Below are 21,244 nucleotides of genomic sequence, written 5' to 3'. Positions count from 1 at the left end.
TTGGAAACAAACAGAATGCTATCGCTGCATAGTTGAACAGTGATGTTCAGCAGTGTTCAGCGTAAATGTATCAGGCATGCTGATGATGTTCACCACGGTGTTCACCACCAAAGGGCCCCAGCCCGAGGATTCTCAGTCGGATCCCCAAAAGGGGCGAGCCTAGCCCAAGGCCCGGTGACGGGATCCCTGGCATCCAGCTACATGCCTTCATGGGTTGTCAGTCTGGGCCGAGAGAGAACTAGTCCCGCTCCTGTTGGCGGAGCCGCTGCAGAAGCGAGAGGGGTTTCTCTTCCTCTGGCCCTTTCTTTTCAGTCGCAGTTGGCAGGGCGGTTGTTTCTGTTTTCTGAGGTTCGAGCAAGAGCTTGGCGGCTTCTGACTCAACGGCTGGAGGGCGAGCCGGGTTCTCCCCTTGTTGGCCGGGCAAGGGAACAGACTCCAGAGTGGCCAGTAAAGATTGAATATGGCTGTGGGTTTCCGGATGGTTGCTGGCGGCATGGGCCAAGAGGGTGAGCTGCTCTTTGGCAGCAACCAGGTTCCCCAGCTTGAGATCCACCAAGGCCAGTTGATAGCGAGCCTTAAAGCCACTGGGATCCACCTCCACCGAGCGCTGAAAGGCGGCGCGGGCCTCCGCCAGCTTGCCTTGACGGGCATAGATCAAGCCGAGGTTGAAAGGCACGTCGGGATCCCGTTCGCTGGGCAGCACCAAGGTTTTTTCTTCCAGTTCAATTGCGCTCCGGTAGGCGTTGATGGCCAAGGTATGGAAGCCCATCTGCAGATAGCGAGCTCCGTCTTCCTTCAGTTGGGCGACCGTCGGCTCCCCTGTCAGTAGGGTCATGGGCGGTTGCGCGTGGGCAGGCATGGCCACCGCCAAGCTCAGCAGGCACCCCACCGTTTTCAGGCCTAAGGGTACAGCCTGACGACCAATCTGCTGCCTATTCATCACCATGATCTGTTTCCTCCAACCACATCAACACCACTTCATTCCACCCCTCTGGGCCGGGGAGCTGAGCCAATTGCCATTGAGGCAGGGCCTCACTCCAGAGGCTATCCGCAATGGGGCTGGGAAGCACCACTTTTTGTTCCGACCATCGCAAAAAGGCCACATCTGGCGGGGAACACCCAATGCCCAAAGCTTTGATAGGGCCCAAATGCCGTTGGTAGCAATCCAGCAGCCGCCGCACCGCCTGCTCCCCCGGCGAGAAATTGGGTTCTGCGGCCATCGTTGGCTGCATCCATCCGGTCAGATACCATTGCGGCAGGCTAGAGAAGTGAAGCTGACGCACCCGCAGCAGATGTTGGGTGAGGTTGGCTTCTTGCTGGGCAAAAGCTTCCCGCAGGGTTTCGGGATCCCCGGAATAGCTGAAAATCTCACTGTACTCTCGCTGCTGCGCCCGCTCTGCCTCTTCCAAAGGGATCCCAGTGGCAGCGGCCAGCTCAGAGGCAGTCCAATCCCCAAACCCGATCAAATCCAAGTGGGACTCTTGACGCACCTGTTGCAGGATGCTGCGCAGGCGAGAATAGGGCAGACCCAAAGCATACACGTAGTAGGGCGGTCGGTGTTGCCACTGCTCGTCTAGGATGCCCGCCGGGAAGTAATGCTCGGGAACGTAAACGGCAGAGCCATCCTCACAGATGAACGGATGCTCCAGGCGCAACTGCCGCCGCACATGTTCCAGTTGAGCGCGGGTGCGCAGGCTGTAGAGCACCAAGGGAATGGAGCGGCGCTCTAGGGCAGCCAAGGCTTGTCGGGCAGCACCATAGCTGTTGGACTCCAGATCCAGCAAGCTGCCATCTAAACTGGTAAGGACAAGTCGCATAGGTGCAGGAAAGGGAAAGGCGCTGGCCCCGTCAAAATTTCAAGCAGCACGACCGGCTGAAGCGTCCTACAGTACCTATGATCCAATAGCTTGACCAACCTGAGGGGGATTAGCCCCAAATGCTCTCCCTCAAAGCATCTGGGTGAATGGGCAATCCGTGCGCCAGAAGTGGTAAAAGCTCGATTGAGCACTACAGAATGCGTGTGTCGCCGAAGATCTTGGCTCAAAAACCAGCAGCAGAGAAGACAGACAGATTGAGTGGGTCAGTGGCTAGTTTTCTGTGCCAAAGGCACGATCCCCTGCATCCCCCAGCCCGGGCAAAATGAACCCTCGATCGTTCAGCCGCTCGTCAATCATGGCGCAGAAAATTTGCACCATCGGGTAGTGGGATCCCAACCGCTGTAACCCTGGGGGCGCTGCCAATGCGCTGACAATTCTAACCAAGCTGGGATCCGCCCCCCGTTTTTTTAGCTCATCCAAAACCCAGAGCAGCGTGCCCCCGGTGGCCAACATCGGCTCGGGAATGAGAATGCGCATCTGTTCAGGGATCCGCTCTGGAAGGCGATTGAGGTAGCAACTGGCCTGCAGCGTTTCCTCATCCCGCACCATGCCAATGTGAAAGATCCGCGCCTGGGGCAAAAGGGCCTGACAGCCTTCCAGCATCGCCAAGCCAGCCCGCAATACAGGCACAATGCCCAGCAGGGTATCCGGCGCGATGACCTCTGCGGCAACGGGTTCCAAAGGGGTTTGCACCTGAACGGTTTGGGTGGGGATCCACTCCCGCATCGCCTCATAGGTTAGCCAGCGGCCCAGCTCCGACATGGCCGTGCGAAACAGGGGCATGGGAGTCTCCGCATCCCGAGCCACGGTTAGCCAGTGCTTAATGAGCGGGTGAGGGGGGACATAGACACGAAGCTGCTGACTTGCCACGGGAGAATGCCTCAATCTGGGCGGTAGCATAGCGGGTTGCCTTAGCAGAAAGCAAGCTCTAGAAAGCAAGCTCTCCAATTGGCCGCAACTCCATCCCGACCGGGGATAAATTGCCAACAGCTCCGGCAAATGCTCAAGGGGTGGGGCTCTTTGACCCAGCAAGATTGCGTGAGATCTGCAGGTTACTTCGAGCGCCGGTCATGTTCGGTGGCTACAGGTTTGGGATAGACCAGGGCAAGGCTGGTTTCGGGTTTTGTTCCTCTTGCCATTTGCGAACTGAGGTGCTGGCCCCAGGGCAGCTTGGCCTCCCGCCGATGGAACCGAACGCCAACGGCTCTCGTCTGCAAGTGCCGGTAGCCGGAGATACCGCTCTGCCCAAGGGTTTCTGGCTTAATGGGGTGTCGCAAGTTACAGCCTGTTCACAAATTAAGGGATACAAAACATCGTGTTTCTGAGGCTTGACTCCGATGAGGTTTAGAACAAGTATTAGAACAAGTAGGTTTACAACCGTATCCGTAGCCCCTCAATAGGCTGTACCTGCATCTTTGGCCCCCTCACACCTTGCAAGGATTAGCTTAGGGAGAATGGATATGGCTTCGCCTCGACCCTCTGACTCGAACACCAACGCTCTGAGCCGCCGTCAACTTCTCAAGGTGGGGGCCGCAGCCCTTGGGGGCGGTCTGCTGGCGGCAGGGGGCGGCCAAGCTCAGCGCAAACCCTCTCCCACCCTGATCGTGGCTCAGGGATCCGGCCTGGATCGCGTTTCCTATGCTACCAACTGGTATGCTCAGGCGGAACACGGCGGCTTCTATCAGGCGGTGGCGACCGGCATCTACCGCGAGCATGGCCTGGATGTAACCATCAAGATGGGTGGCCCCGGCATCAACATCACCCAAGTTTTGGCCGGTGGAGCTGCCGAGTTTGCCATGGGGGGAAGCACAGGGGTGATCAATGCTGTGCGAGAAGGGATCCCTTTGGTGTGTGTGGCAGCCATTTTCCAGAAAGACCCGCAGATCATCATGACCCACCCCGGCACCCAGCGCTTTGAAGAGCTCAAGGGCCGGCCCATTTTCGTCTCGAAAGGGGGGCTTGCCACCTACTGGCCCTACCTAAAGGCCCGCTTTGGCTTCACCGACGATCAGGTTCGTCCCTACAACTTCAACCCCGGCCCCTTTTTGGCGGATCCCAGCTCAGCTCAGCAAGGCTATCTGACATCCGAGCCTTTTGCCATCCAACGGGAAGGGGGATTTGAGCCGGTGGTCTTCCTCCTGGCGGATTTGGGCTACAAACCCTATGCCACCACCATCGAAACCCGTCGCCAACTGGTGGAAACCAAGCCCGACTTGGTGGAGCGATTCGTGGATGCCTCTATCAAAGGCTGGTACAGCTTCTTGGAGGATCCCCGTCCGGCCTATCGCTTGATCAAGCAGGACAACCCGGAGATGACCGATGCCCAGTTGGCCTACAGCTTCGAGAAATTGCAGGAGTACGGCATCATCTTGTCCGGCGATGCGTTGGAAAAAGGCATTGGCGCCATGACCGACAAACGCTGGCAAGACTTCTTCGACAGCATGACGGTGGCCGGCGTATTTGAGCCAACCATCAACTACCGGGCTGCCTACACACTGGACTTCGTCAATAAAGGCACTGCCTACTACACTGCCTGACGGACTTCCACCCTTGGCGCTTCTCAGCCCAAGGGATCCCCCCTCGCCCCCAGCCCCTCTTCCACCAAGGGAGAGGGGAACTATAGTCATTTCAAACTAGATTGAGACACCCCCTAAACGCTCCGCGCCACTGCCCTCACCCCCATTCCTTCTCTCAGAGGGAGAAGGGGGCTAGAGGGAAATGTTTCATTCCGGTTTAATTGAGAATGCCAGAACACTGCGTGATCACCTCCCCCAACACCGCCAGCAACACCGGCACCCCCAGACGGATCCCGGAGACCAACAGCGAGATCAAACAAAAAGCTCCAAGTGAAAAGGCGTTCCAGCGAAGCTTGGCCCAGCACTCCATCAACAAATGCAGGCACAGGTGGGAGCAGATTCATCGCCGAGCTGGAAAGCCTATCATGGGATCCAGTATGGAATCCATTGTGTCAGCAGCGCAGGGCACTTTGACCCTTTCACCCTCCTCTTCTCCGCCAGACCCGCCAGCCAGTCTGACGGGCTCATTCCCCGCCGCTGACGCGGCAGGGATCACTTGGCCTTGGGCAGCGCAGCGGGATCCCATCCTTGTCCTCGGGGCTGGGCTGATGGGGCGTCTGTTGGCCGCCAGCCTTGTCGAGGTTGGGCATCCTGTCCGCATTGTGGAGGCGGCTCCTGCTGCTGCTGTTGAGAGCAGTGCTGCCCATTTTGCCGCTGCTATGCTGGCTCCTTTGGCCGAGTCCGCCGTCGCCGAAGCCAGTGTGGTGGCCCAGGGATACTACGCCCTTTCTCGTTGGCCCTCTCTTTTGGCCAGCTTGCCGCAGCCGGTTTTCTTTCAGCAGGAGGGCACTTTGATCCTCTGGCACCGCCAAGATGCCGGGGAAGCCAAGCGCTTCTCGGCGCTACTGGCCGCTGTGGGGGAACACCTCCCGCATCTCCCCCGCCCTCAGCCGCTGGATGCCCAGGCTATTGCCGAGCTGGAGCCATCGGTAGCCGGGCGATTTGCGCAGGGCCTGTATCTTCCCCAAGAGGGCCAACTGGACAACCGCCAACTGTTGTCGGCTCTGCTGGCCAAGCTGCGGCAGCACGAGGTGGAGGTGGAGTGGGGTTGCCCCTGGGATCTGGAGCAGGCCCAAGCTTGGCAGCAGCAAACCGGTGGGTGGGTTTTGGATTGCCGCGGCCTGGGATCCCAAAAAGAATGGGGCGGGCCAAGACTGCTGCGCGGAGTTCGGGGTGAGGTGGTGCGCCTGTATGCCCCGGAAGTCTCTTTGCGGCGCCCAACCCGGCTGTTGCACCCTCGCTACCCGATCTACATCGCTCCCAAGCCGGGTCAGGTGTTTGTGGTGGGGGCCACTGAAATCGAATCTGAGGATCGCTCGCCGGTGAGCGTCCGCTCCGCCCTGGAGTTGCTCAGCGCCGCCTACGCCGTACATCCTGCCTTTGCCGAAGCGCGTATCCTGGAATTAGGCAGCCAATGTCGTCCCACCTTGGCAGACCATTTGCCAGCCGTGGTGGAGCGCTCACCTCGCCTGTTGCAGATCAACGGCCTCTATCGCCATGGCTTTCTGATCTCCCCGGCCATCCACGATGCTGTCTTGGAGTATCTTCACCAGGGCAGTTGTCGCTTGGCCCAGCAGCTTGGGATCCCCTTTCAGGTGCAGGCTGCCCCTTTTTCCGGTGAGTCCCTGTCGCCATGCGTGTCTTGATCAACCAGAAGCCTTACGATTTGCCGGAAGGCACCACTTTGTCCGAAGCAGTGGCTCAGGTGGGGGCCAGCGGCCCTTTCGCGGTAGCGGTTAATCTGAAGTTTGTGCCACGTGCGCAGCACGAGCAAACCCGTCTGCAAGAAGGCGACCAGGTGGAGATCGTCACTCCGGTTGCTGGCGGCTAGTGCCCCCCTTGCTTCCTGCTCTGTCCTGACTTTGCCCCGACAATGTCCACCCTTCTCCAGCTTTCCCCCTCCACTTGGGCCAATGAGGATCCCTTGGTGCTCTATGGCCAACCATTGCCCAGCCGCCTGATGTTGGGTACGGCTCGCTACCCTTCGCCGGCCATCTTGGAGCAGGCGGTGGCGCGCGCGCAGCCCTGTTTGTTGACGGTTTCTCTGCGGCGGCAAGGGGCACTGGGGCCAGAAACTTCCCAGAGGTTCTGGGCTCTGTTGCAGAAGATGGGGATCCCGGTTCTGCCCAACACCGCCGGTTGTCACAGCCTGCAGGAGGTGATCACGACGGCGGAGATGGCGCGTGAGGTTTTTGGCACCGACTGGATCAAGCTGGAGTTGATTGGGGATGACTACACGCTGCAGCCGGATACCCTACAACTGCCGACGGCAGCGGCTGAGCTGATCCGGCGCGGCTTCAAGGTGTTGCCCTACAGCACCGATGATCTGGTGTTGTGCCAGCGGTTGCTGGATGTCGGCTGTCAAGTGGTCATGCCCTGGGCGGCCCCCATCGGCACCGGGAAAGGCCCCCTCAACCCCTACAGCTTACGCCTGCTGCGGGAACGGATTGAAGCGCCGCTGATCGTGGATGCTGGCTTGGGTCTGCCCTCCCACGCCTGCCAGGTGATGGAGTGGGGGTTTGATGGGGTGCTGCTGAACACGGCAGTGGCTTTGGCTCGGGATCCGGTGGTCATGGCTGAGGCCTTTGCAGAAGCGGTGCGTTCAGGCCGCCGAGCTTACCTTGCCGGGGCCATGATCCCTCAGGAGACAGCTCAGCCCAGTACGCCCGTCCTTGGCACCCCCTTCTGGCATCAAGGCTAGAGTCTTTTGGGCCTGTTTAGGGTTGCCATCTCTCTTGGTTTTCGTCAGTGGTGTGGAGCGCGTTGAGCAGCTCATTCGGCAGGCTGCTATCGCGAATGGGCTTGGATCACCTGTAGGGCTCCCCCAGCGTGCAAGGTTTGCCGGATGGACTGCCACCCCTGCTGATGCAAATACTCGGGCAAATCCAGCTTGAGCAGCTCCCAAGCGGTCTCGGTTTCAAAAAGGGCCAGAAAGAGGGCCAGACCAGGCCAGATCAGGGGTTGCCGAGGCGCATGCAGATCCAGGATCAAGAGTCCTCCCCCCGGCTTGAGCACCCGCCACACTTCCCGCAGCACCTGCTCCAAATCTGCGAAGGACAATTCGTGCAGGGCTAAGCTGGTATGCACCCAATCAAAGCTGGCATTGGGAAAGGGCATATCCTGGGCAAAGGCTTCCACAAATTCCACCTTGGGGAGGCGTTTGCGGGCCGCTGCCAGGGCTCTTGGTGAAGCATCCAACCCAATAACCTGCTGGCTCAGCTCCGCCAACAGTGGGGTCACTTCAGCCGGGCCACAGCAGAGATCCAACACCCGATCCTGGGGATGAATCTGGATCCCTTGCATGGGCAATCTCCGCAACCGCTCATATCCGCCCACTGCCAGGGCAGCCCCGCGACTGATGCTGCGGTAAAGCCAAGGAAATTGATAGCTCCAATCCCGCAGGAAGGTGGCCATCGCCAGGGATCCCTCAGAGTCTTTTTCAGCCTACCTGACCTACATCCATTGCAAACTGGTTTGAGACATATGTTTTTCTGGATTTTCTCGGGGTTGGCTTGGAACTCTCCTCTGCCGGCAGTCGTCTAAGAAGACGAGGCGTTTTAGGCTTTTTTCCGTCTACCCACTGCTGCTCTATGACTCAGTTTGAGCTGCCTCCCTCCCCTTCCGAGAAACCTGGCCGGCACAGCTTGGTTTGGTTGGTGGCTGCTGCAGGTCTGACGGTCTTGCTCTGGCAGCTCCCCTGGGGCAACTATATCCTCTACCCTTTTACGATTCTGGCCACCTGGTTTCATGAGATGGGCCACGGCTTGACGGCAGTGCTGTTGGGTGGGGAGTTTCATCGTCTGGAGATCTATCCCGACGGGTCGGGGTTGGCCTTTCACAGTGGGCACTTGTTTTTGGGGCCGGTGGGTCGAGCTTTGGTGGCCGCCGGTGGGCCAATGGGGCCCCCAATGGCCGGGGCGGTTTTTATCCTGGCTTCTCGTCGTCAAGGTACTGCCCAGTTGGGGTTGTTGGCTTTGGGATCCCTGCTGTTGCTGTCGGCGGTGCTCTGGGTGCGCTCTCTATTTGGCCTGTTGCTGATCCCGGCTATTGGGCTGGGGATCCTGGCGGTAGCTCGCTGGGCCTCCCCCTGGCTGCGGGGCTTTGCCGCACAGTTTTTGGGGGTGCAGGCCTGTGTGAGCACCTACCACCAGCTTGACTACTTGTTTACGGCCTCTGCCGTGATCAATGGGCAGGTGATCCACTCCGATTCCAGCCAAATTGCCCAAAACTTGTTCTTGCCCTACTGGTTTTGGGGAGGGGTGATGGCGGTCTCTTCTTTGGTGCTGCTGATAACCAGCTTGCAGCTGACGTTCCGGGACTAGCCGGCGGGGGGCAAAGCCGCAATTTTGGCAGTGATTTGTGTCACGCAAAAATCCGTCCTCCATCACTGCCCAGTCGAGAAAACCGCCGCTACAGTAATGGGCAAGAGGAGTGAGGAGCTGAGGAGTGGAGCATGTGGCGGGATATTATCGGGCTGGCCCTGGCGGCGACCCTACTGTTGATCAGCAAAACCGCCGCAGATACGCTTGGCCAAGGCCAGGTGCAGACTTTCACCGAACCTGAGCCAACGCCCCATTCTTTTCCGGTGGAATGAGGTACTTGAGTCTGCTGACGGAGGTCGTAGCAGCGTTGCCGTTTTGTGCAACACTCATTCTAGAGTCTTTAAGGGCTCCGTCCGAGTAGCGCGGTCGCAGCAGCGTTGCGGAGCAATAACAGTAGGCTTGGGATCCCTGATGCGCATAGCCCTGTTTACGGAGACGTTTCTGCCCAAGGTGGACGGCATTGTTACCCGCCTCTGCCACACGGTGCGTCACCTAACCGCTCGTGGTAACTCGGTGCTCATCGTCGCGCCCCGGGGAGCCCCGCGGCGGTTTGCACGGGCACGGGTTTACGGGATCCCGGGGATGCCGCTGCCTCTGTATCCAGAGTTGAAGCTGGCTGCCCCCGGCCCGGCCATCGGCAAGTTGCTCAGCCGTTTCCGACCGGATGTGATCCACGTGGTGAACCCGGCAGTTTTGGGATTGGGGGGCCTCTACTACAGCCAGACGATGGGGATCCCGCTGGTGGCCTCCTACCATACCCATCTGCCGAAGTATCTGCAGCATTATGGACTGGGCTTTCTGGAAGGGGTTTTGTGGAATCTCCTGAAGCTGGGGCACAATTTGGCGCGGGTCAATCTTTGCACCTCGACGGCCATGATGCAGGAGCTGAGCGCCCACGGCATTGAGCGGGTGCAACTGTGGCAGCGAGGAGTGGATACGGAGTTGTTTCATCCCCAGGCGGCCAGTTCAGAAATGCGGGCTCGGCTCACGGCGGGGCAACCGGAACGGCCTCTTTTGCTCTACGTGGGGCGGCTTTCGGCTGAGAAGGAAGTGGGGCGGATCCGGGTCTTGTTGGAGCAGATCCCCCAAGCCCGCTTGGCTATTGTGGGGGATGGGCCAGAGCGGGGATCCCTGGAGCAACATTTTGCCGGCTACGATGTGGTGTTTACGGGCTATCTGCAGGGGGAGTCTCTGGCAGCGGCCTTTGCTTCGGCGGATTTGTTCGTGTTCCCCTCCCGCACCGAGACCTTGGGGCTGGTTCTGTTGGAAGCCATGGCTGCCGGTTGTCCGGTGATCGCCCCCCGCTGCGGCGGCATTACCGATGTGGTGGACAGTGGGCGCAATGGCTTTCTGTTCGATCCCAATTCGGATAGCGACTTTGTCCAGGTTACCCAGCAACTCCTGAGCAGCGTCGGGCAGCGACAGCTCTTCCGACAGCAAGCCCGCCAAGAGGCAGAACGTTGGAGCTGGTCGGCAGCCACCCAACAGTTGGAAGGCTACTACCGGGCTGTTATTGCCGCCGATTAGCGGTGCGGAGCACAGAGTCCCCTACTGGGAAATACTCAGGGCAGAACTCCGTCCTGCTCTCGGGGTTCTCCATAGCACCAGTGCGAACGGCCAGCCTAGGCAGAGACCGGATGATCCCCTTCAATGGCCCGCACTTGCTCCACAAAGAACTCTTCTAGGGATTGCCGTTGCCAATGCAAGTCGGTGACCAGTGCCCCCGCTTGGTTCAAAAGGCTCAGCAACTCCGGTAGGGATCCACTCCATTCCCCCGACCAATGGGATCCCTGAATCGAGAAGTGCTCTAGGCGGTCGCGGAACTGTTCGACGGCGCCACCGTGCCCCTGTACCCGATAGCTTTTGCTCTCTCCCAGCAAGTCATCCAAAGTTCCCTGATGCACCAATTTGCCGCCGATGATCAGGCCGACTCGGTTGCAGATAACTTCCACATCCGCCAGGATATGGCTGTTGAAAAACACCGTTTTGCCCTGCTGCTTGAGGGACAGAATGATCTCGCGCATTTGATAGCGGCCCATGGGATCCAGTCCCGACATCGGCTCATCCAGAAACACCAGCTCTGGGTCGTTGATCAGCGCTTGGGCCATGCCAGTGCGCTGCAGCATGCCCTTGGAGTAGGTGCGCAGTTGTTTTTTGCGGGCCGTATCTATAGAAAGCCCCACCAGCTCCAGCAGTTGCGGGATCCGCTCCTTCAACAGGCTATTGGGCAGACCAAACACCTTGCCGGCAAACTGGAGAAACTCCCATGCCGTCAAGTAATCGTAAAAATAGGGGTTCTCCGGCAAATATCCCACCTGTTGCTTGATGGAGCGATCCCCCAGGGGTTTGCCCAGCAAAGTGCCGCTGCCGCGGGTGGGCTCCACAATGCCCAGTAGGCATTTGATGGTGGTGGTTTTCCCGGCCCCGTTGGGCCCCAGCAGCCCAAAGGTTTCTCCGCGGGCCACAGTCAGAGAAAAATCTTTGAGGGGGCTGACCACCTTGTTCAGCCAAAATCCTGTGCGATAGGTTTTGGTCAGGCCGGTGATGGCAATGACCGGCTCTGGTGCCGCGAACGCTTCTGCTGGGGAAGTGGGGGTCTCGCTCATGGACTCGCTCGTAGGTATGTTGGAGTTGAGGGAGAAAAAGGTGCCGCGAACACCGAGTTAAGGAGCACACAGTCCGCCAGGCGATAGGCTACCCAGCCTAACCTTTAGTTTACCCACAGGCTTTGTCCCAGCCTAGGCTTGCCGCAGCACTTCCGGTAGAGGAAAGGGGCCAGAGCAAACATACTCCGCGTAGGTATCCGCTTCATTCGCAACAGCGGTGCGGTTCCTTTGCCGTAGGCACAGCACTTTGCTCTGACCTCCCTTCAGTAGCATTCTCATCATCTGGGATGATTCTGGGATGATGATTTCCATCGCGTTGGCGGTGCGGAGCAAGAAAATTGAATCCAGAGGTTTTGTGGGATCCCAGCCGGTGGTGATCATCGGCAACAGCGTTGCAGAGCAATAAGAAAGGAGTGTTTCTTGCTGGATAAGGTGCTTAGGCAGTGGAAGGAGCGGCTGTTGGCTCCAGTGCTGCAAACCCCTCTCCAACAGGTGCATCCCCTAGCCATTACCCTGTCGGGGTTTGCTGTGGGCCTGGCCTCTGGGACAGCGGCAGCTTACGGGGCCTACGGGTGGGGGCTGGGCCTGTGGTTGCTGAACCGGTTTATGGATGGGCTGGACGGCACGTTGGCTCGTCTGCAGGGGCGGCAGAGCGATCTGGGGGGCTACCTGGATATGCTGCTGGACGTGGTGGTCTACGCAGTCGTTCCCCTGGGGCTGGCCTTTCACCAGGGATCCCTGCTGGGCTATGCTTCTCTGGCTCTGATGCTGGCCAGCTTTTACATCAACCTTTGCTCCTGGATGTATTTGGCAGGGCTGTTGGAAAAACGGCGTTCGCGACAGCGTTGCGGAGCAACAAGGACGGATGGCACTGTCGGGGCGGGATCCCTGGATGAACTGACCAGCTTAAGTATGCCGTCGGGGCTTATCGAGGGCAGCGAAACCATCTTTTTCTACGGTTTGTTTTTCCTTTTCCCGGAGTACATGGTGGGCTTGTTTGGGCTGATGGCGATTCTGGTGCTCTTGAGTGCTGTGCAGCGGTTGGTTTGGGCGCTGGGATCGCTTTCTGCTCCAAGGTGAGCCCGGAAAGGGTCTGTTACTATGGCTCCGTCCGGCTGGCGCGAATCGGGTTTCAAGACCTCCCCATCAAGCCCCACCGGGCAAGAGGATCCAAAATGAGAAAGCCATAGACCGAGATCTGCCGCCATGACCTCCACCCTCAACCAACGCATTCGCCACTTCTACGATGCCTCCTCCGGCCTCTGGGAGCGGGTGTGGGGGGAGCACATGCACCATGGCTATTACGAGCCGGGCCAAACCGGTAAGGATCGCCGCCAAGCTCAGATTGACTTGATTGATAGGGTTATCCAGTGGGGCCAGATCGGGGATCCCTGCCCTCCCCAGCACATTCTTGATCTTGGCTGTGGCATTGGGGGGAGCAGTTTGGAATTAGCCCGGCGCTTTGGGGCACAGGTTACGGGCATTACCCTCAGCCCCGTCCAAGCCCAGCGGGCCGGGGAGCGCGCCCAAGAGGCCGGCCTGAGCAACAAGGTGCAATTTCAGGTGGCCGATGCTCTGGAGATGCCCTTTGCAGACAACACCTTTGATCTGGTGTGGTCTCTGGAAAGCGGCGAGCACATGCCGGATAAGCGGCAGTTTCTGGCCGAATGCTGGCGGGTATTGCAACCGGGCGGGCAGGTGATGGTGGTAACCTGGTGCCACCGCGAGGGATCCCTGAGTCGGCAGGATCAACAGCTTTTGCAGAAAATCTACGAGGTGTACTGCCTGCCCTATGTGATCAGCCTCTCCGGCTACGAGGCTCTGGCCCAACAGGTGGGCTTTGAGCAGGTGCGCAGCGCCGACTGGTCGGAGCGGGTGGCCCCTTTCTGGGATGAGGTGATCGCTTCTGCCCGCGACTGGCGCTGGATCTGGGCTTTGCTGCGCAGCGGCTGGGTTACCGTTCGCGGGGCGCTGGGGCTGGGCCTGATGCGTCGGGCTTATGCCACCGGCTTGCTCCGCTTTGGCCTCTTGACTGGGTTCAAACCTGGGGATCAGCCAAGGTAGGGATCCCTTGCTCTCCTTTGGGAGGAGGGGCGCTTGGGGAAATGGGCTCAAAAGTTGGGCTGGGGCGGTGCTGTGCCGGTGAGTTCCAGATACTTTTGCTTCACCGCCTGAATATCCTGCCACATCAACCACTTGGGGCTGCCAGGGGTGCGGTCTGGGTTGCGCAGCAGATAGGCCGGGTGAAAAATGGGCATACACCAGCGTCCCTGCCACTGGATCCATTCCCCGCGGATCTTGGTGATCCCTCGCTTCTCGCCCAAAAGGGAGCGCACCGAGGTGGCCCCCGTGAGCAGAATAATCCAGGGATCCACCAGGCGAATCTGCTCCAACAGATAGGGACGGCAGGCGTCCATCTCCTCCTGGGTGGGCACGCGGTTGTTAGGGGGGCGGCACTTGACCACATTACAGATGTAGGTGTCCTGCTCGGGATCCAGCCCCACCGAAGCCAGGATTTTATCCAGCAATTGTCCCGACTTGCCCACAAAAGGCAGCCCCTGCAGGTCTTCGCTTTCCCCTGGCCCCTCTCCGATGATTAAAATCCTTGCCTTGGGGTTGCCCCGATGCACCACCACATGGGTACGGCTGGCTGCCAAGTCGCAGCGCTGGCATACCAAACAATGCTGCTTCAGTTGCTCCAAATCCCTGTAAGTGCCGGGGGGGATGGACACCTGGGCCGACAGGGGGATCTGATCCCACTGGGGGAGTGTCTCCTCCGCCGGGGCTGGCGGCTCGATGGGATCGTCAAACAGGCTGGGCTGAAGCTCCGGCGGTTTTTTCTTGGCAGCCATTGCAAGTCGAGGTTTCCTTGTGCAGCGATCTTCGATTGCTCCCCCGCCCTTGTCAAGCTCCAGGTCAATTTGCCGGCAGGGGAGAACCTTTACTCCTTGTTAAACTGAGAAAACGAAAACTTGCGCCGGCCTTAGCTCGTCTCTACTCCCTGAGCCTGCCATGCTGCTTTTGTCCAAAGAACTGCCCAACCTGAACTACCGTCATACTCTACAGCGCTTCGACGAGGATTGGCGGGATCCCCTCTCTGCCTTGTTGGGTTGGGGTCGGGCTGCTGGTGCGGACTTGGTGGAGATTTTCCTAGAACGGGGCAATTCCATCAGTTGCCTGGCCGAAGATGACGCCATCACCAGCATCACCCCACGACTCTCCACCGGTGCCGGCGTGCGGGTGTTTCGCGGCTTGGCCGACTGCTACGTCAGCACCAACGATCTATCCTTTGCCGGTCTCAAGGCTGCTCTGGAGAAGGGCCTTTCGCTGATGGGCCTCACCCCTCCTGGCCCCACAGCGCTGGTTTCTGCCGTCAACCTGGAGATGCTGCAGGACTACGGCGAGCGTCGCCGCAAAGATGGCTGGTTGAAGGAATGTAGCCCCATTGCGGAGATGGGGGAGATCCTGCTCAAAGCCAACGAGCAACTGGGTCGCCAAGCCCGCCATGTGCAGTCCCGCCGCACCACCTATTTCCGCGATTGGCAAGAGATTCTGGTGGCCTGTAGCGATGGCACCTTTGTGCGAGATGTGCGCCTCACCCAATCCGTGAGCTCTACGCTGCTCTGTGCCGATGGATCCCATCGCGCCTCTGTCAGTCAACGCTCCGGCGGTACGGGGGATCCCAACTTTTTGCGCCGTTGGGATCTGGAGGCCCATAGCCGGGAACTGGCAGAAGCCGCCGGCCAGATGCTCTATGCCGACTATGTGGAATCCGGCACCTACCCGATTGTGATGTCCAACGCCTTTGGCGGCGTCATTTTCCACGAAGCCTGCGGGCATCTGTTGGAAACCACCCAGATTGAGCGCAAAACCACTCCCTTTGCCGACAAAAAAGGCCAGAAAATTGCCCACAAAAACCTTACCGCCTGGGATGAAGGTCTCTCTGAAGGGGCCTTTGGCAGCCTGGATGTGGATGACGAGGGGATGCCCGTCCAGCGCACTTTGCTAATTGAAAAGGGCATTTTGAAGAACTTCCTGGCCGACCGGGCCGGCTCAATGCGCACCGGCCACCCCCGCACCGGCAGCGGTCGCCGACAGAACTACACCTTTGCCCCTGCCAGCCGTATGCGCAATACTTACATCGCCCCTGGAGATGCAGAGTTGGACGATCTTTTTGCTTCTATCGACAAAGGCATTTACTGCAAGCGTATGGGGGGAGGGAGCGTCGGCCCCACTGGGCAATTTAACTTCGCCGTCGAAGAAGCTTATCTTATCCAAAACGGCAAAATTACCAAGCCCCTCAAGGGAGCCACCCTGATCGGAGAAGCCAAAGACATCTTGACCAAAATCTCCATGTGTTCCAAAGACCTCAGCTTGGCAGCCGGGTTCTGTGGCTCCGTCAGCGGCAGCATTTATGTGACGGTGGGGCAGCCTCACATCAAGGTAGATTCCATTACCGTGGGCGGTCGCTAATTCCAGGGATCCACCTCGACATGGCCTATGACAACGTCTGCAAATATCTGGCCGAGCGTTTCCCAGAGCAGTTTGCCCGCTGGCTCATGGGAGAAGTGGCTCGGCCCCGACTCTATCGGAGGTATCCTCACCTATCCGTGCGGCAGGTGGTCAAGGTGCTCCGCACCGCTAACGCGATTGACTTGCGCAAAACGGGGTCGGAGCGAGTTTTCCAGACCTCTTTTCGTCTAGAGAGGCTGAGCCATGAGTTTGATGTCATCCGCCTATGGGAATGTGATTTGAGGGCCGGAGCGGGTTGGCAAGCCCTACTGCCTTTTCGGGTTCTGAGCCAGGTGGAAGATCCAGCAGAAACCTTGCGAGAGGTGGTCAGTGAGCTAGAGAGCTTGGCAGACCCCAGCGAGAGGAGGGAATTGGCAGCCGCAACAGCCGTCTTGGCAGGACTAGCATTGGATCGGGGTTTGATTGGCAGATCATGAGGTCTTTGGATATGAGGGAATCGGTGATCTACCAAGAGTGGCGGGCAGAAGCTCTGCGAGAGGGGCTGGAAGAAGGGCGCAAAGAAGGACGCAGAGAAGGACTACAACTGGGCCTGCAACAAGGGCTACAACAAGGATTGCAACAAGGATTACAACAGGGATTGCAACACGGGGAAGCAACGCTGGTTTTGCGGCTGCTCAGGCGGAAGTTGGGATCCCTTGACCCGGCCCTTGAGAATAAGATTTGGGCTTTGTCAACGTCACAACTGGAGGCGCTGGGGGAAGCTCTGTTGGACTTCAGCAGCTCGGAAGAGTTGACCGCCTGGCTGGCCCGTCAGCTAGAAACCGCAGGAGCCCCGCTCTCTGCCCACAGGGCAAGGGTCGGGAGGAATGTGAGTAAAATGCAATAAGGCTATGACCCAAGTCCTGACCGTTTCTTGCAAGCTCAAGGTGTCCCAGTCGCAAGCCGCCAAATTGGACGAGACATTGGATGCTTTGTCGCTACGCGACGCTAACGCGAACGGCCAAGCCTTGAACTGGGTCAACCAAAACACACCCGAGAAAGTCGTCAACCCACTGAAACTCCAATCCCTGTGCTACTACGAAATCCGTGCCCGTTTCGGCTTGTCCAGTAATTTGGCAAGGACTACGTCCCGCTTACGCGACCAACAGATATGCAGACGGGTAGCGTCTGCTCGCAAGGTGGCACAACAGAAAAACCGCCCGGTCAAAGCGTTGTCGCTACGCGACGCTAACGCGAACAAGGGTGGCTTCGCTACCTACGACGCTCGTATCTTTTCGTTTCGCGAGAAAGACTGGACGGTGTCGCTGTCGCTACGCGACGCTAACGCGAACACCACGGTGGAGGGTCGAGAACGCTTTGAGCTGGCGATTGGTCATTACCAGAGAGAACAGTTGGCAGGCTCCAATCCCAAAAAGACCTCCGGTCCGCTGACGCGAACGGCCACTCTGGTCAAGCGCAAAGACGGTTCCTACTCCATCCAGATTTGCGTGGAAGCAAAGTTACCGGAACAGCAGAACACCGCTCAGGTGGTAGGCGTGGACTTGGGAAGGACAGATATTGCCCATACGTCAGAGGGGGACAACTGGAATGGACAGCAGTTGAACAGAGTCCGAGACCACTACTCCCGGTTGAGGGCGGTACTCCAACGCAAAGCCAGTAAGGGCACACGCAGTTCGCGGCGCAGATGCAGAGAACTGTTGCAACGGCTGTCTGGCAAGGAGAGACGCTTTCAGTCGCGTCAGCGTTGCGTAGCAAAAACGTGGGTCAATCATCGCATCTCTAAAGCTATTGTTTCTAGGGCAAAGGCCACAAATAGCGCTATTGCTTTAGAGGACTTGACAGGGATACGGGAGCGTATCAACCAACAACCCCGCAGCAAAGCCGAGCGGCGCAGGGCCAACAGTTGGGCGTTCTACCAACTACGTCAATTTCTGGAATACAAGGCGAGGGTTGCAGGGGTTTCTCTGGTTCTTGTGCCGCCTGCTTACACGTCACAGACCTGCCACAAATGCCTGCACGTCCATCCCGACCCTGCGCAATCCTATCGCAGTGGGAAGCAGTTTAAGTGTGGGCACTGTGGATGGGAAGGGGATGCGGACTGGAATGGGGCCAACATGATTGCCAAACTTGGGGCTGCTGTAAACCAGCCTAGAGGTCCGTGGTTGGCTTGCCAACTACAGGGCTACCGAAAGCCTGCACTCTTTCGCTTTAGCGGTGCGGAGCGCTCTGCGTCAGCATGAGTGCGGGTAGTTTACTAGAGGCGCTGGATGGCAACAGGAACTTGGGGAGTGGCAATGGTGCAAGTCGAGGTGTTGGCAGAACAGGCACAAAGCTGTGCCCGGCGGCTGGGGATCCCTCAGTTTGATCTCTACGGGGCTCAAGTGGATGAAACCAGCGTGCAGGTAGATCATGGGGAACCTCGCCAGGTCAAGGCTTCCCACCGCTGCAGCGTGACGGTGCGGGCCTGGAACGACCAGGGTCAGGTGGGGGTGACCTCCACCACCGATGTGGATGAGGCGGGGCTGGAACTGGCCCTGCAAACGGCCTTTGAAGCCAGCCATTTTGGCGTGCGGGAACATGCCCCTCAATTCAGCCCGGAAGCCACTCTGCCCATTGCCCAGCCTTGTAACGACAAAGGGCCGTTGGCTTTGGCCGGCGACTTGTTGGAACAGTTGGTGGCTGCCGAAAAGGCACTCCTGGGATCCCATCCCGCCATTCAGGGGGTGCCCTATAACGGCTTAGCGCAGCGGCAAATCAACCGCTTCTACCTCAACAGCCACCAAGCCCTGCGACAAGAGGAGCATACCCTTGCTTCGGTTTTTCTCTACAGCAAGGCAGAGCAAGAAGGACGCAAACCCCGCAGCGCCGGAGCCATGCGAGTGGCCCGCAGCCTGGATGAGTTGGATATCCAGGGTTGTGTGCAGGAAGCTGCTGAGAAATTGATGAGCCATCTGGAGTACGAGCGGATCCCCTCTGGAAAATACACAGTGGTCTTTTCCGGAGAAGCCTTTTTGAGTTTGTTGGGCGCCTTCTCCAATGTGTTCAATGCCCAAAACATTTTGGACAACCAAAGCCTGTCCACCCCAGAATCCCTGGGCAAGACCATTGCCTCACCTCTTCTGTCGGTGTGTGACGATGCCCTACACCCGACCAATGTGGGAGCGATCAGCTTTGATGGAGAAGGCACCCCCACCCGCCGTGTCCCTCTCATCACCAATGGGGTCTTGACCCACTTTTTGCACAGCGCCGGTACGGCTAAGCGCCTAGGAGCCCAGCCCACAGGCCACGCCAATATCGGTGCTAAGGTCACGGTTGCTGCCCACTACTACCATGTGTTTGCCGGGGCACCGCCGGAGATCACCTATGACTTGGCTACGGCTGAAAATGTGGTTTGGATTGATGAGCTGCAAGCTCTCCATGCCGGCGTTAAGCCTCTCCAGGGATCCTTCTCCCTGCCGTTTCAGGGGTGGTGGGTGCGCCAAGGAGAGCGCATCAGCATCGAAGCCGCCACGGTGGCCGGAGACTTTCTGGAGTTGTTGAAGTCGATTTTCTACGTCGAGCCCGAGCCGCAAGTCACACCCGGTGGGCTGTGTCCCCGCATTTGGGTTGCCGATCTCTCCATTACCGGCCAATAACCTTACTTTCAACTCATGAAACTGACCCGCATCGACCTCAACAGTTGGCTCATCCACACCCGGGAGCAAACCTTCCTATTGGATCCGTGGCTGGTGGATCCCTTGGTGTTTCTGGGGATCCCCTGGTTCATCCGCCTGGAGCACCGCCAGCCGCTCCCTTTTACGCCGGAGACCTTGCCCAAAATCGACGGGATCCTCCTCAGCCAAGCCCAGCCGGATCACTGCCACCCACCAACGTTGCAGCGCCTGGATAAGCGGATCCCCGTTTTGGCCTCGCCGGCTGCAGCCAGAGTAGTGAAGAGTCTAGGATTTGCAACGGTTCAGGCTCTGGATCCCTGGCAGTCCGCTCAGTGGGGGGATCTGCGCGTCACGGCCATTCCCGGTGCGCTCCTGGGGCCTGTCCGTGAGCTGGGCTATCTGCTGGAAGAGGTGTCCTCCCAGACACGGCTTTACTACGAGCCTCATCTGTCCCAGCCGGATGTCCGCCCGCGGCTGCAGCAGGAGTTTGGCTCCATCCATACCCTACTGATTCCGGTGGTGGGGCAGATCTTTCCCCTCTTGGGAGAGGTGATCATGGGGCCAGAGCGGGCCCTGGAGGTGGTGGCAGCCCTACGCCCCCAGCAGGTGATCCCAACCGCGATGGGAGAGGTGGACTACCACGGGTGGTTTGCCGCCCAGATCCGCCCCTTGGGCAGCCTGCAGGAGTTTCGAGAAAAGCTGGCAGCCTTGAATGCCGCCACGTCCCAATCTATCCGGTTGTGTTGCCCTGCCCCCGGAGAAACGGTGTCTCTTTCTGTTGCGGCCAAGCTATGAGCCTTTCTTCCCAAGCCCCGCCTAGCGCCGATCTGGTGGCCATCTTGCGGGCAGATTACGCTCGCTTTCCCCGGGATCAGACCTATGCGATCTACGACCCGCAGGTTTACTTCCGGGATCCCCTCAACGAGTTTCGCGGCTTGGATCGCTATCGCCGCATGATCGAGGGGATAGGGCGTTGGATAGAGGATATCCGTCTCGAGCTGCAGGATATTCGACAAACCGGCAGCCAGATCCGCACCGAGTGGATCCTAAGCGGTGCTTTGGCTTTGCCTTGGCGTCCCCGCCTGTGCATCCCCGGCTGGACAGAGATGCAGATCAATGAGACGGGGTTGATCGGATCCCATATTGACTACTGGCGATGCTCCCGCTGGGAAGTGCTGCTGCAAATGTTTCGGCCTGGGGAGCCCAAAGGATCCCGTTAACAGCTTCCATCCTTTGCTAGGATCACAAAGCTGACTTTTTAGCCCTCCTGGAAAGTCGCCCCTATTCTCAATCTGGAGAGATGGCCGAGTGGTCGAAGGCGCAGCACTGGAAATGCTGTGTGGGGTAACTCACCGTGGGTTCGAATCCCACTCTCTCCGCTGGAACTTGTTTGTGAGAGCAACTCACCGTGGGTAAGGCCATCCGGCCCGCTGGCGCGACCGAATCCCACTCTCTCCGTAATCCGATAACGTCCACTGAAGTCCAGAAAGCTCTTACCCAGCAAGGCTTCTGGGCTTTTTAGTGTCCACGATAGACCGGGGAAACCCACTGTAATCCAGGCTAAAGTGGGACACAATAGGGGATATAACAGACGGGGTGGGACATGGCCCTGTCAGCTAGAAATCGCAGGAGCCCCGCACTGTACCCGTAGGGTCAGTGTCGGGAGGAATGCGGAAGTCACAATAGAACCATGACCCAAGTCCTGACCGTCTCCTGTAAGCTCAAGGTGTCCCAGTC

The 21,244-nt window shown here is 58.7% G+C and carries 22 protein-coding genes and 1 tRNA gene; 17 read left to right on the top strand and 6 right to left on the bottom strand.

The features are described 5' to 3' along the window. Positions 1–238 precede the first annotated feature (238 nt). The 3 genes from NW834_RS08085 to upp all read right to left on the bottom strand — a co-directional run bounded on the left by NW834_RS08085 (position 239) and on the right by upp (position 2,777). Positions 239–946, bottom strand: coding sequence for a tetratricopeptide repeat protein (locus NW834_RS08085; RefSeq protein ID WP_414419238.1), 708 nt, complete (start codon positions 944–946; stop codon positions 239–241). Further along, positions 933–1,817 (bottom strand): hypothetical protein, encoded by an 885-nt coding sequence (locus NW834_RS08080; RefSeq protein ID WP_414419237.1) that lies wholly within the window; start codon positions 1,815–1,817, stop codon positions 933–935. Before NW834_RS08080 ends, NW834_RS08085 begins: the two co-directional genes overlap by 14 nt. Before the next feature lie 270 nt (positions 1,818–2,087). Next, positions 2,088–2,777, bottom strand: coding sequence for a uracil phosphoribosyltransferase (gene upp, locus NW834_RS08075; RefSeq protein WP_011433955.1), 690 nt, complete (start codon positions 2,775–2,777; stop codon positions 2,088–2,090). A gap of 560 nt (positions 2,778–3,337) precedes the next feature. Here upp and NW834_RS08070 point away from each other — a divergent pair. The 4 genes from NW834_RS08070 (at position 3,338) to NW834_RS08055 (ending at position 7,154) form a co-directional block, all read left to right on the top strand. Beyond that, positions 3,338–4,414, top strand: a complete 1,077-nt coding sequence (locus tag NW834_RS08070) for an ABC transporter substrate-binding protein (protein WP_414419236.1) — start codon at positions 3,338–3,340, stop codon at positions 4,412–4,414. 416 nt (positions 4,415–4,830) lie between these two features. Beyond that, a complete protein-coding gene (locus NW834_RS08065) occupies positions 4,831–6,099 on the top strand; it encodes an FAD-dependent oxidoreductase (protein ID WP_414419235.1) in 1,269 nt (422 codons plus the stop codon). Continuing rightward, positions 6,087–6,284, top strand: coding sequence for a sulfur carrier protein ThiS (gene thiS / locus NW834_RS08060; protein ID WP_414350083.1), 198 nt, complete (start codon positions 6,087–6,089; stop codon positions 6,282–6,284). Before NW834_RS08065 ends, thiS begins: the two co-directional genes overlap by 13 nt. 42 nt (positions 6,285–6,326) lie before the next feature. Continuing rightward, positions 6,327–7,154, top strand: a complete 828-nt coding sequence (locus NW834_RS08055; RefSeq protein ID WP_414350084.1) for a thiazole synthase — start codon at positions 6,327–6,329, stop codon at positions 7,152–7,154. An 86-nt stretch (positions 7,155–7,240) separates the two neighbouring features. Here the strand turns inward: NW834_RS08055 and NW834_RS08050 are convergent, their stop codons facing one another. Continuing rightward, complete coding sequence (locus NW834_RS08050) at positions 7,241–7,867, bottom strand: class I SAM-dependent methyltransferase (protein WP_414350085.1); 627 nt, start codon at positions 7,865–7,867, stop codon at positions 7,241–7,243. 176 nt (positions 7,868–8,043) lie between these two features. Here NW834_RS08050 and NW834_RS08045 point away from each other — a divergent pair, with 176 nt between their 5' ends. From NW834_RS08045 to NW834_RS08035, 3 genes are all read left to right on the top strand, one after another. Further along, positions 8,044–8,775: a M50 family metallopeptidase gene (locus tag NW834_RS08045; protein ID WP_414419234.1), complete on the top strand. Its 732-nt coding sequence runs from the start codon at positions 8,044–8,046 to the stop codon at positions 8,773–8,775. A 131-nt stretch (positions 8,776–8,906) separates the two neighbouring features. Then, entirely contained in the window at positions 8,907–9,047 is a 141-nt protein-coding gene (locus tag NW834_RS08040) for a hypothetical protein (protein WP_414419233.1), read from the top strand. Positions 9,048–9,186: 139 nt separating this feature from the next. Further along, positions 9,187–10,302 carry a glycosyltransferase family 4 protein gene (locus NW834_RS08035; protein ID WP_414357496.1) on the top strand — a complete coding sequence of 372 codons (1,116 nt, stop codon included), beginning with the start codon at positions 9,187–9,189 and terminating at the stop codon, positions 10,300–10,302. A 95-nt stretch (positions 10,303–10,397) separates the two neighbouring features. Here the strand turns inward: NW834_RS08035 and NW834_RS08030 are convergent, their stop codons facing one another. After that, positions 10,398–11,381 (bottom strand): ABC transporter ATP-binding protein, encoded by a 984-nt coding sequence (locus NW834_RS08030; protein WP_414344385.1) that lies wholly within the window; start codon positions 11,379–11,381, stop codon positions 10,398–10,400. Between the two features lie 420 nt (positions 11,382–11,801). Between NW834_RS08030 and NW834_RS08025 the strand changes: the two genes are divergently transcribed. Beyond that, positions 11,802–12,461, top strand: coding sequence for a CDP-alcohol phosphatidyltransferase family protein (locus NW834_RS08025; protein WP_414419232.1), 660 nt, complete (start codon positions 11,802–11,804; stop codon positions 12,459–12,461). A 126-nt stretch (positions 12,462–12,587) separates the two neighbouring features. Then, positions 12,588–13,445, top strand: a complete 858-nt coding sequence (locus NW834_RS08020) for a methyltransferase domain-containing protein (RefSeq protein WP_414419231.1) — start codon at positions 12,588–12,590, stop codon at positions 13,443–13,445. 47 nt (positions 13,446–13,492) lie between these two features. On the opposite strand, the gene NW834_RS08015 is transcribed toward NW834_RS08020, so the two are convergent. Continuing rightward, a complete protein-coding gene (locus NW834_RS08015) occupies positions 13,493–14,113 on the bottom strand; it encodes a uracil-DNA glycosylase (RefSeq protein WP_414331024.1) in 621 nt (206 codons plus the stop codon). Positions 14,114–14,393: 280 nt separating this feature from the next. Here NW834_RS08015 and NW834_RS08010 point away from each other — a divergent pair, with 280 nt between their 5' ends. The 8 genes from NW834_RS08010 (at position 14,394) to NW834_RS07975 (ending at position 20,886) form a co-directional block, all read left to right on the top strand. Further along, positions 14,394–15,854 carry a TldD/PmbA family protein gene (locus tag NW834_RS08010; RefSeq protein ID WP_414419230.1) on the top strand — a complete coding sequence of 487 codons (1,461 nt, stop codon included), beginning with the start codon at positions 14,394–14,396 and terminating at the stop codon, positions 15,852–15,854. A gap of 20 nt (positions 15,855–15,874) precedes the next feature. Further along, entirely contained in the window at positions 15,875–16,330 is a 456-nt protein-coding gene (locus NW834_RS08005; RefSeq protein ID WP_414419229.1) for a hypothetical protein, read from the top strand. Continuing rightward, positions 16,327–16,740, top strand: coding sequence for a DUF4351 domain-containing protein (locus NW834_RS08000; protein ID WP_414331009.1), 414 nt, complete (start codon positions 16,327–16,329; stop codon positions 16,738–16,740). Before NW834_RS08005 ends, NW834_RS08000 begins: the two co-directional genes overlap by 4 nt. 4 nt (positions 16,741–16,744) lie before the next feature. Further along, positions 16,745–18,094: an RNA-guided endonuclease InsQ/TnpB family protein gene (locus NW834_RS07995; protein ID WP_414426279.1), complete on the top strand. Its 1,350-nt coding sequence runs from the start codon at positions 16,745–16,747 to the stop codon at positions 18,092–18,094. A gap of 54 nt (positions 18,095–18,148) precedes the next feature. After that, the gene (locus NW834_RS07990; protein WP_414419449.1) at positions 18,149–19,489 is read left to right on the top strand and encodes a TldD/PmbA family protein; all 1,341 of its coding nucleotides are present in this window, start codon (positions 18,149–18,151) and stop codon (positions 19,487–19,489) included. A gap of 15 nt (positions 19,490–19,504) precedes the next feature. After that, the gene (locus NW834_RS07985) at positions 19,505–20,302 is read left to right on the top strand and encodes an MBL fold metallo-hydrolase (RefSeq protein WP_414412689.1); all 798 of its coding nucleotides are present in this window, start codon (positions 19,505–19,507) and stop codon (positions 20,300–20,302) included. Then, positions 20,299–20,727 carry a DUF2358 domain-containing protein gene (locus NW834_RS07980; RefSeq protein ID WP_414412690.1) on the top strand — a complete coding sequence of 143 codons (429 nt, stop codon included), beginning with the start codon at positions 20,299–20,301 and terminating at the stop codon, positions 20,725–20,727. The genes NW834_RS07985 and NW834_RS07980 overlap by 4 nt, the downstream gene beginning before the upstream one ends. A gap of 74 nt (positions 20,728–20,801) precedes the next feature. Then, positions 20,802–20,886: transfer RNA gene (locus NW834_RS07975), tRNA-Ser, on the top strand. Positions 20,887–21,244 lie beyond the last annotated feature (358 nt).

Origin of the sequence: Synechococcus sp. R60.1, assembly GCF_047461835.1 — a bacterium.
Taxonomy (GTDB): domain Bacteria; phylum Cyanobacteriota; class Cyanobacteriia; order Thermostichales; family Thermostichaceae; genus Thermostichus.
This window is presented reverse-complemented; position numbering and strand designations above follow the sequence as displayed.

Coding starts and splice junctions, on each gene's coding strand:
- NW834_RS08005 (WP_414419229.1), top strand. CDS start 15,875: ATGGCCTATGACAACGTCTGCAAATATCTGGCCGAGCGTTTCCCAGAG.
- NW834_RS08050 (WP_414350085.1), bottom strand. CDS start 7,867: ATGGCCACCTTCCTGCGGGATTGGAGCTATCAATTTCCTTGGCTTTAC.
- thiS (WP_414350083.1), top strand. CDS start 6,087: ATGCGTGTCTTGATCAACCAGAAGCCTTACGATTTGCCGGAAGGCACC.
- NW834_RS07995 (WP_414426279.1), top strand. CDS start 16,745: ATGACCCAAGTCCTGACCGTTTCTTGCAAGCTCAAGGTGTCCCAGTCG.
- NW834_RS08080 (WP_414419237.1), bottom strand. CDS start 1,817: ATGCGACTTGTCCTTACCAGTTTAGATGGCAGCTTGCTGGATCTGGAG.
- NW834_RS08035 (WP_414357496.1), top strand. CDS start 9,187: ATGCGCATAGCCCTGTTTACGGAGACGTTTCTGCCCAAGGTGGACGGC.
- NW834_RS08040 (WP_414419233.1), top strand. CDS start 8,907: ATGTGGCGGGATATTATCGGGCTGGCCCTGGCGGCGACCCTACTGTTG.
- NW834_RS08030 (WP_414344385.1), bottom strand. CDS start 11,381: ATGAGCGAGACCCCCACTTCCCCAGCAGAAGCGTTCGCGGCACCAGAG.
- NW834_RS07985 (WP_414412689.1), top strand. CDS start 19,505: ATGAAACTGACCCGCATCGACCTCAACAGTTGGCTCATCCACACCCGG.
- NW834_RS07980 (WP_414412690.1), top strand. CDS start 20,299: ATGAGCCTTTCTTCCCAAGCCCCGCCTAGCGCCGATCTGGTGGCCATC.
- NW834_RS08020 (WP_414419231.1), top strand. CDS start 12,588: ATGACCTCCACCCTCAACCAACGCATTCGCCACTTCTACGATGCCTCC.
- NW834_RS08045 (WP_414419234.1), top strand. CDS start 8,044: ATGACTCAGTTTGAGCTGCCTCCCTCCCCTTCCGAGAAACCTGGCCGG.
- NW834_RS08055 (WP_414350084.1), top strand. CDS start 6,327: ATGTCCACCCTTCTCCAGCTTTCCCCCTCCACTTGGGCCAATGAGGAT.
- NW834_RS08085 (WP_414419238.1), bottom strand. CDS start 946: ATGGTGATGAATAGGCAGCAGATTGGTCGTCAGGCTGTACCCTTAGGC.
- NW834_RS08000 (WP_414331009.1), top strand. CDS start 16,327: ATGAGGTCTTTGGATATGAGGGAATCGGTGATCTACCAAGAGTGGCGG.
- NW834_RS08070 (WP_414419236.1), top strand. CDS start 3,338: ATGGCTTCGCCTCGACCCTCTGACTCGAACACCAACGCTCTGAGCCGC.
- upp (WP_011433955.1), bottom strand. CDS start 2,777: ATGCTACCGCCCAGATTGAGGCATTCTCCCGTGGCAAGTCAGCAGCTT.
- NW834_RS08065 (WP_414419235.1), top strand. CDS start 4,831: ATGGAATCCATTGTGTCAGCAGCGCAGGGCACTTTGACCCTTTCACCC.
- NW834_RS07990 (WP_414419449.1), top strand. CDS start 18,149: ATGGTGCAAGTCGAGGTGTTGGCAGAACAGGCACAAAGCTGTGCCCGG.
- NW834_RS08010 (WP_414419230.1), top strand. CDS start 14,394: ATGCTGCTTTTGTCCAAAGAACTGCCCAACCTGAACTACCGTCATACT.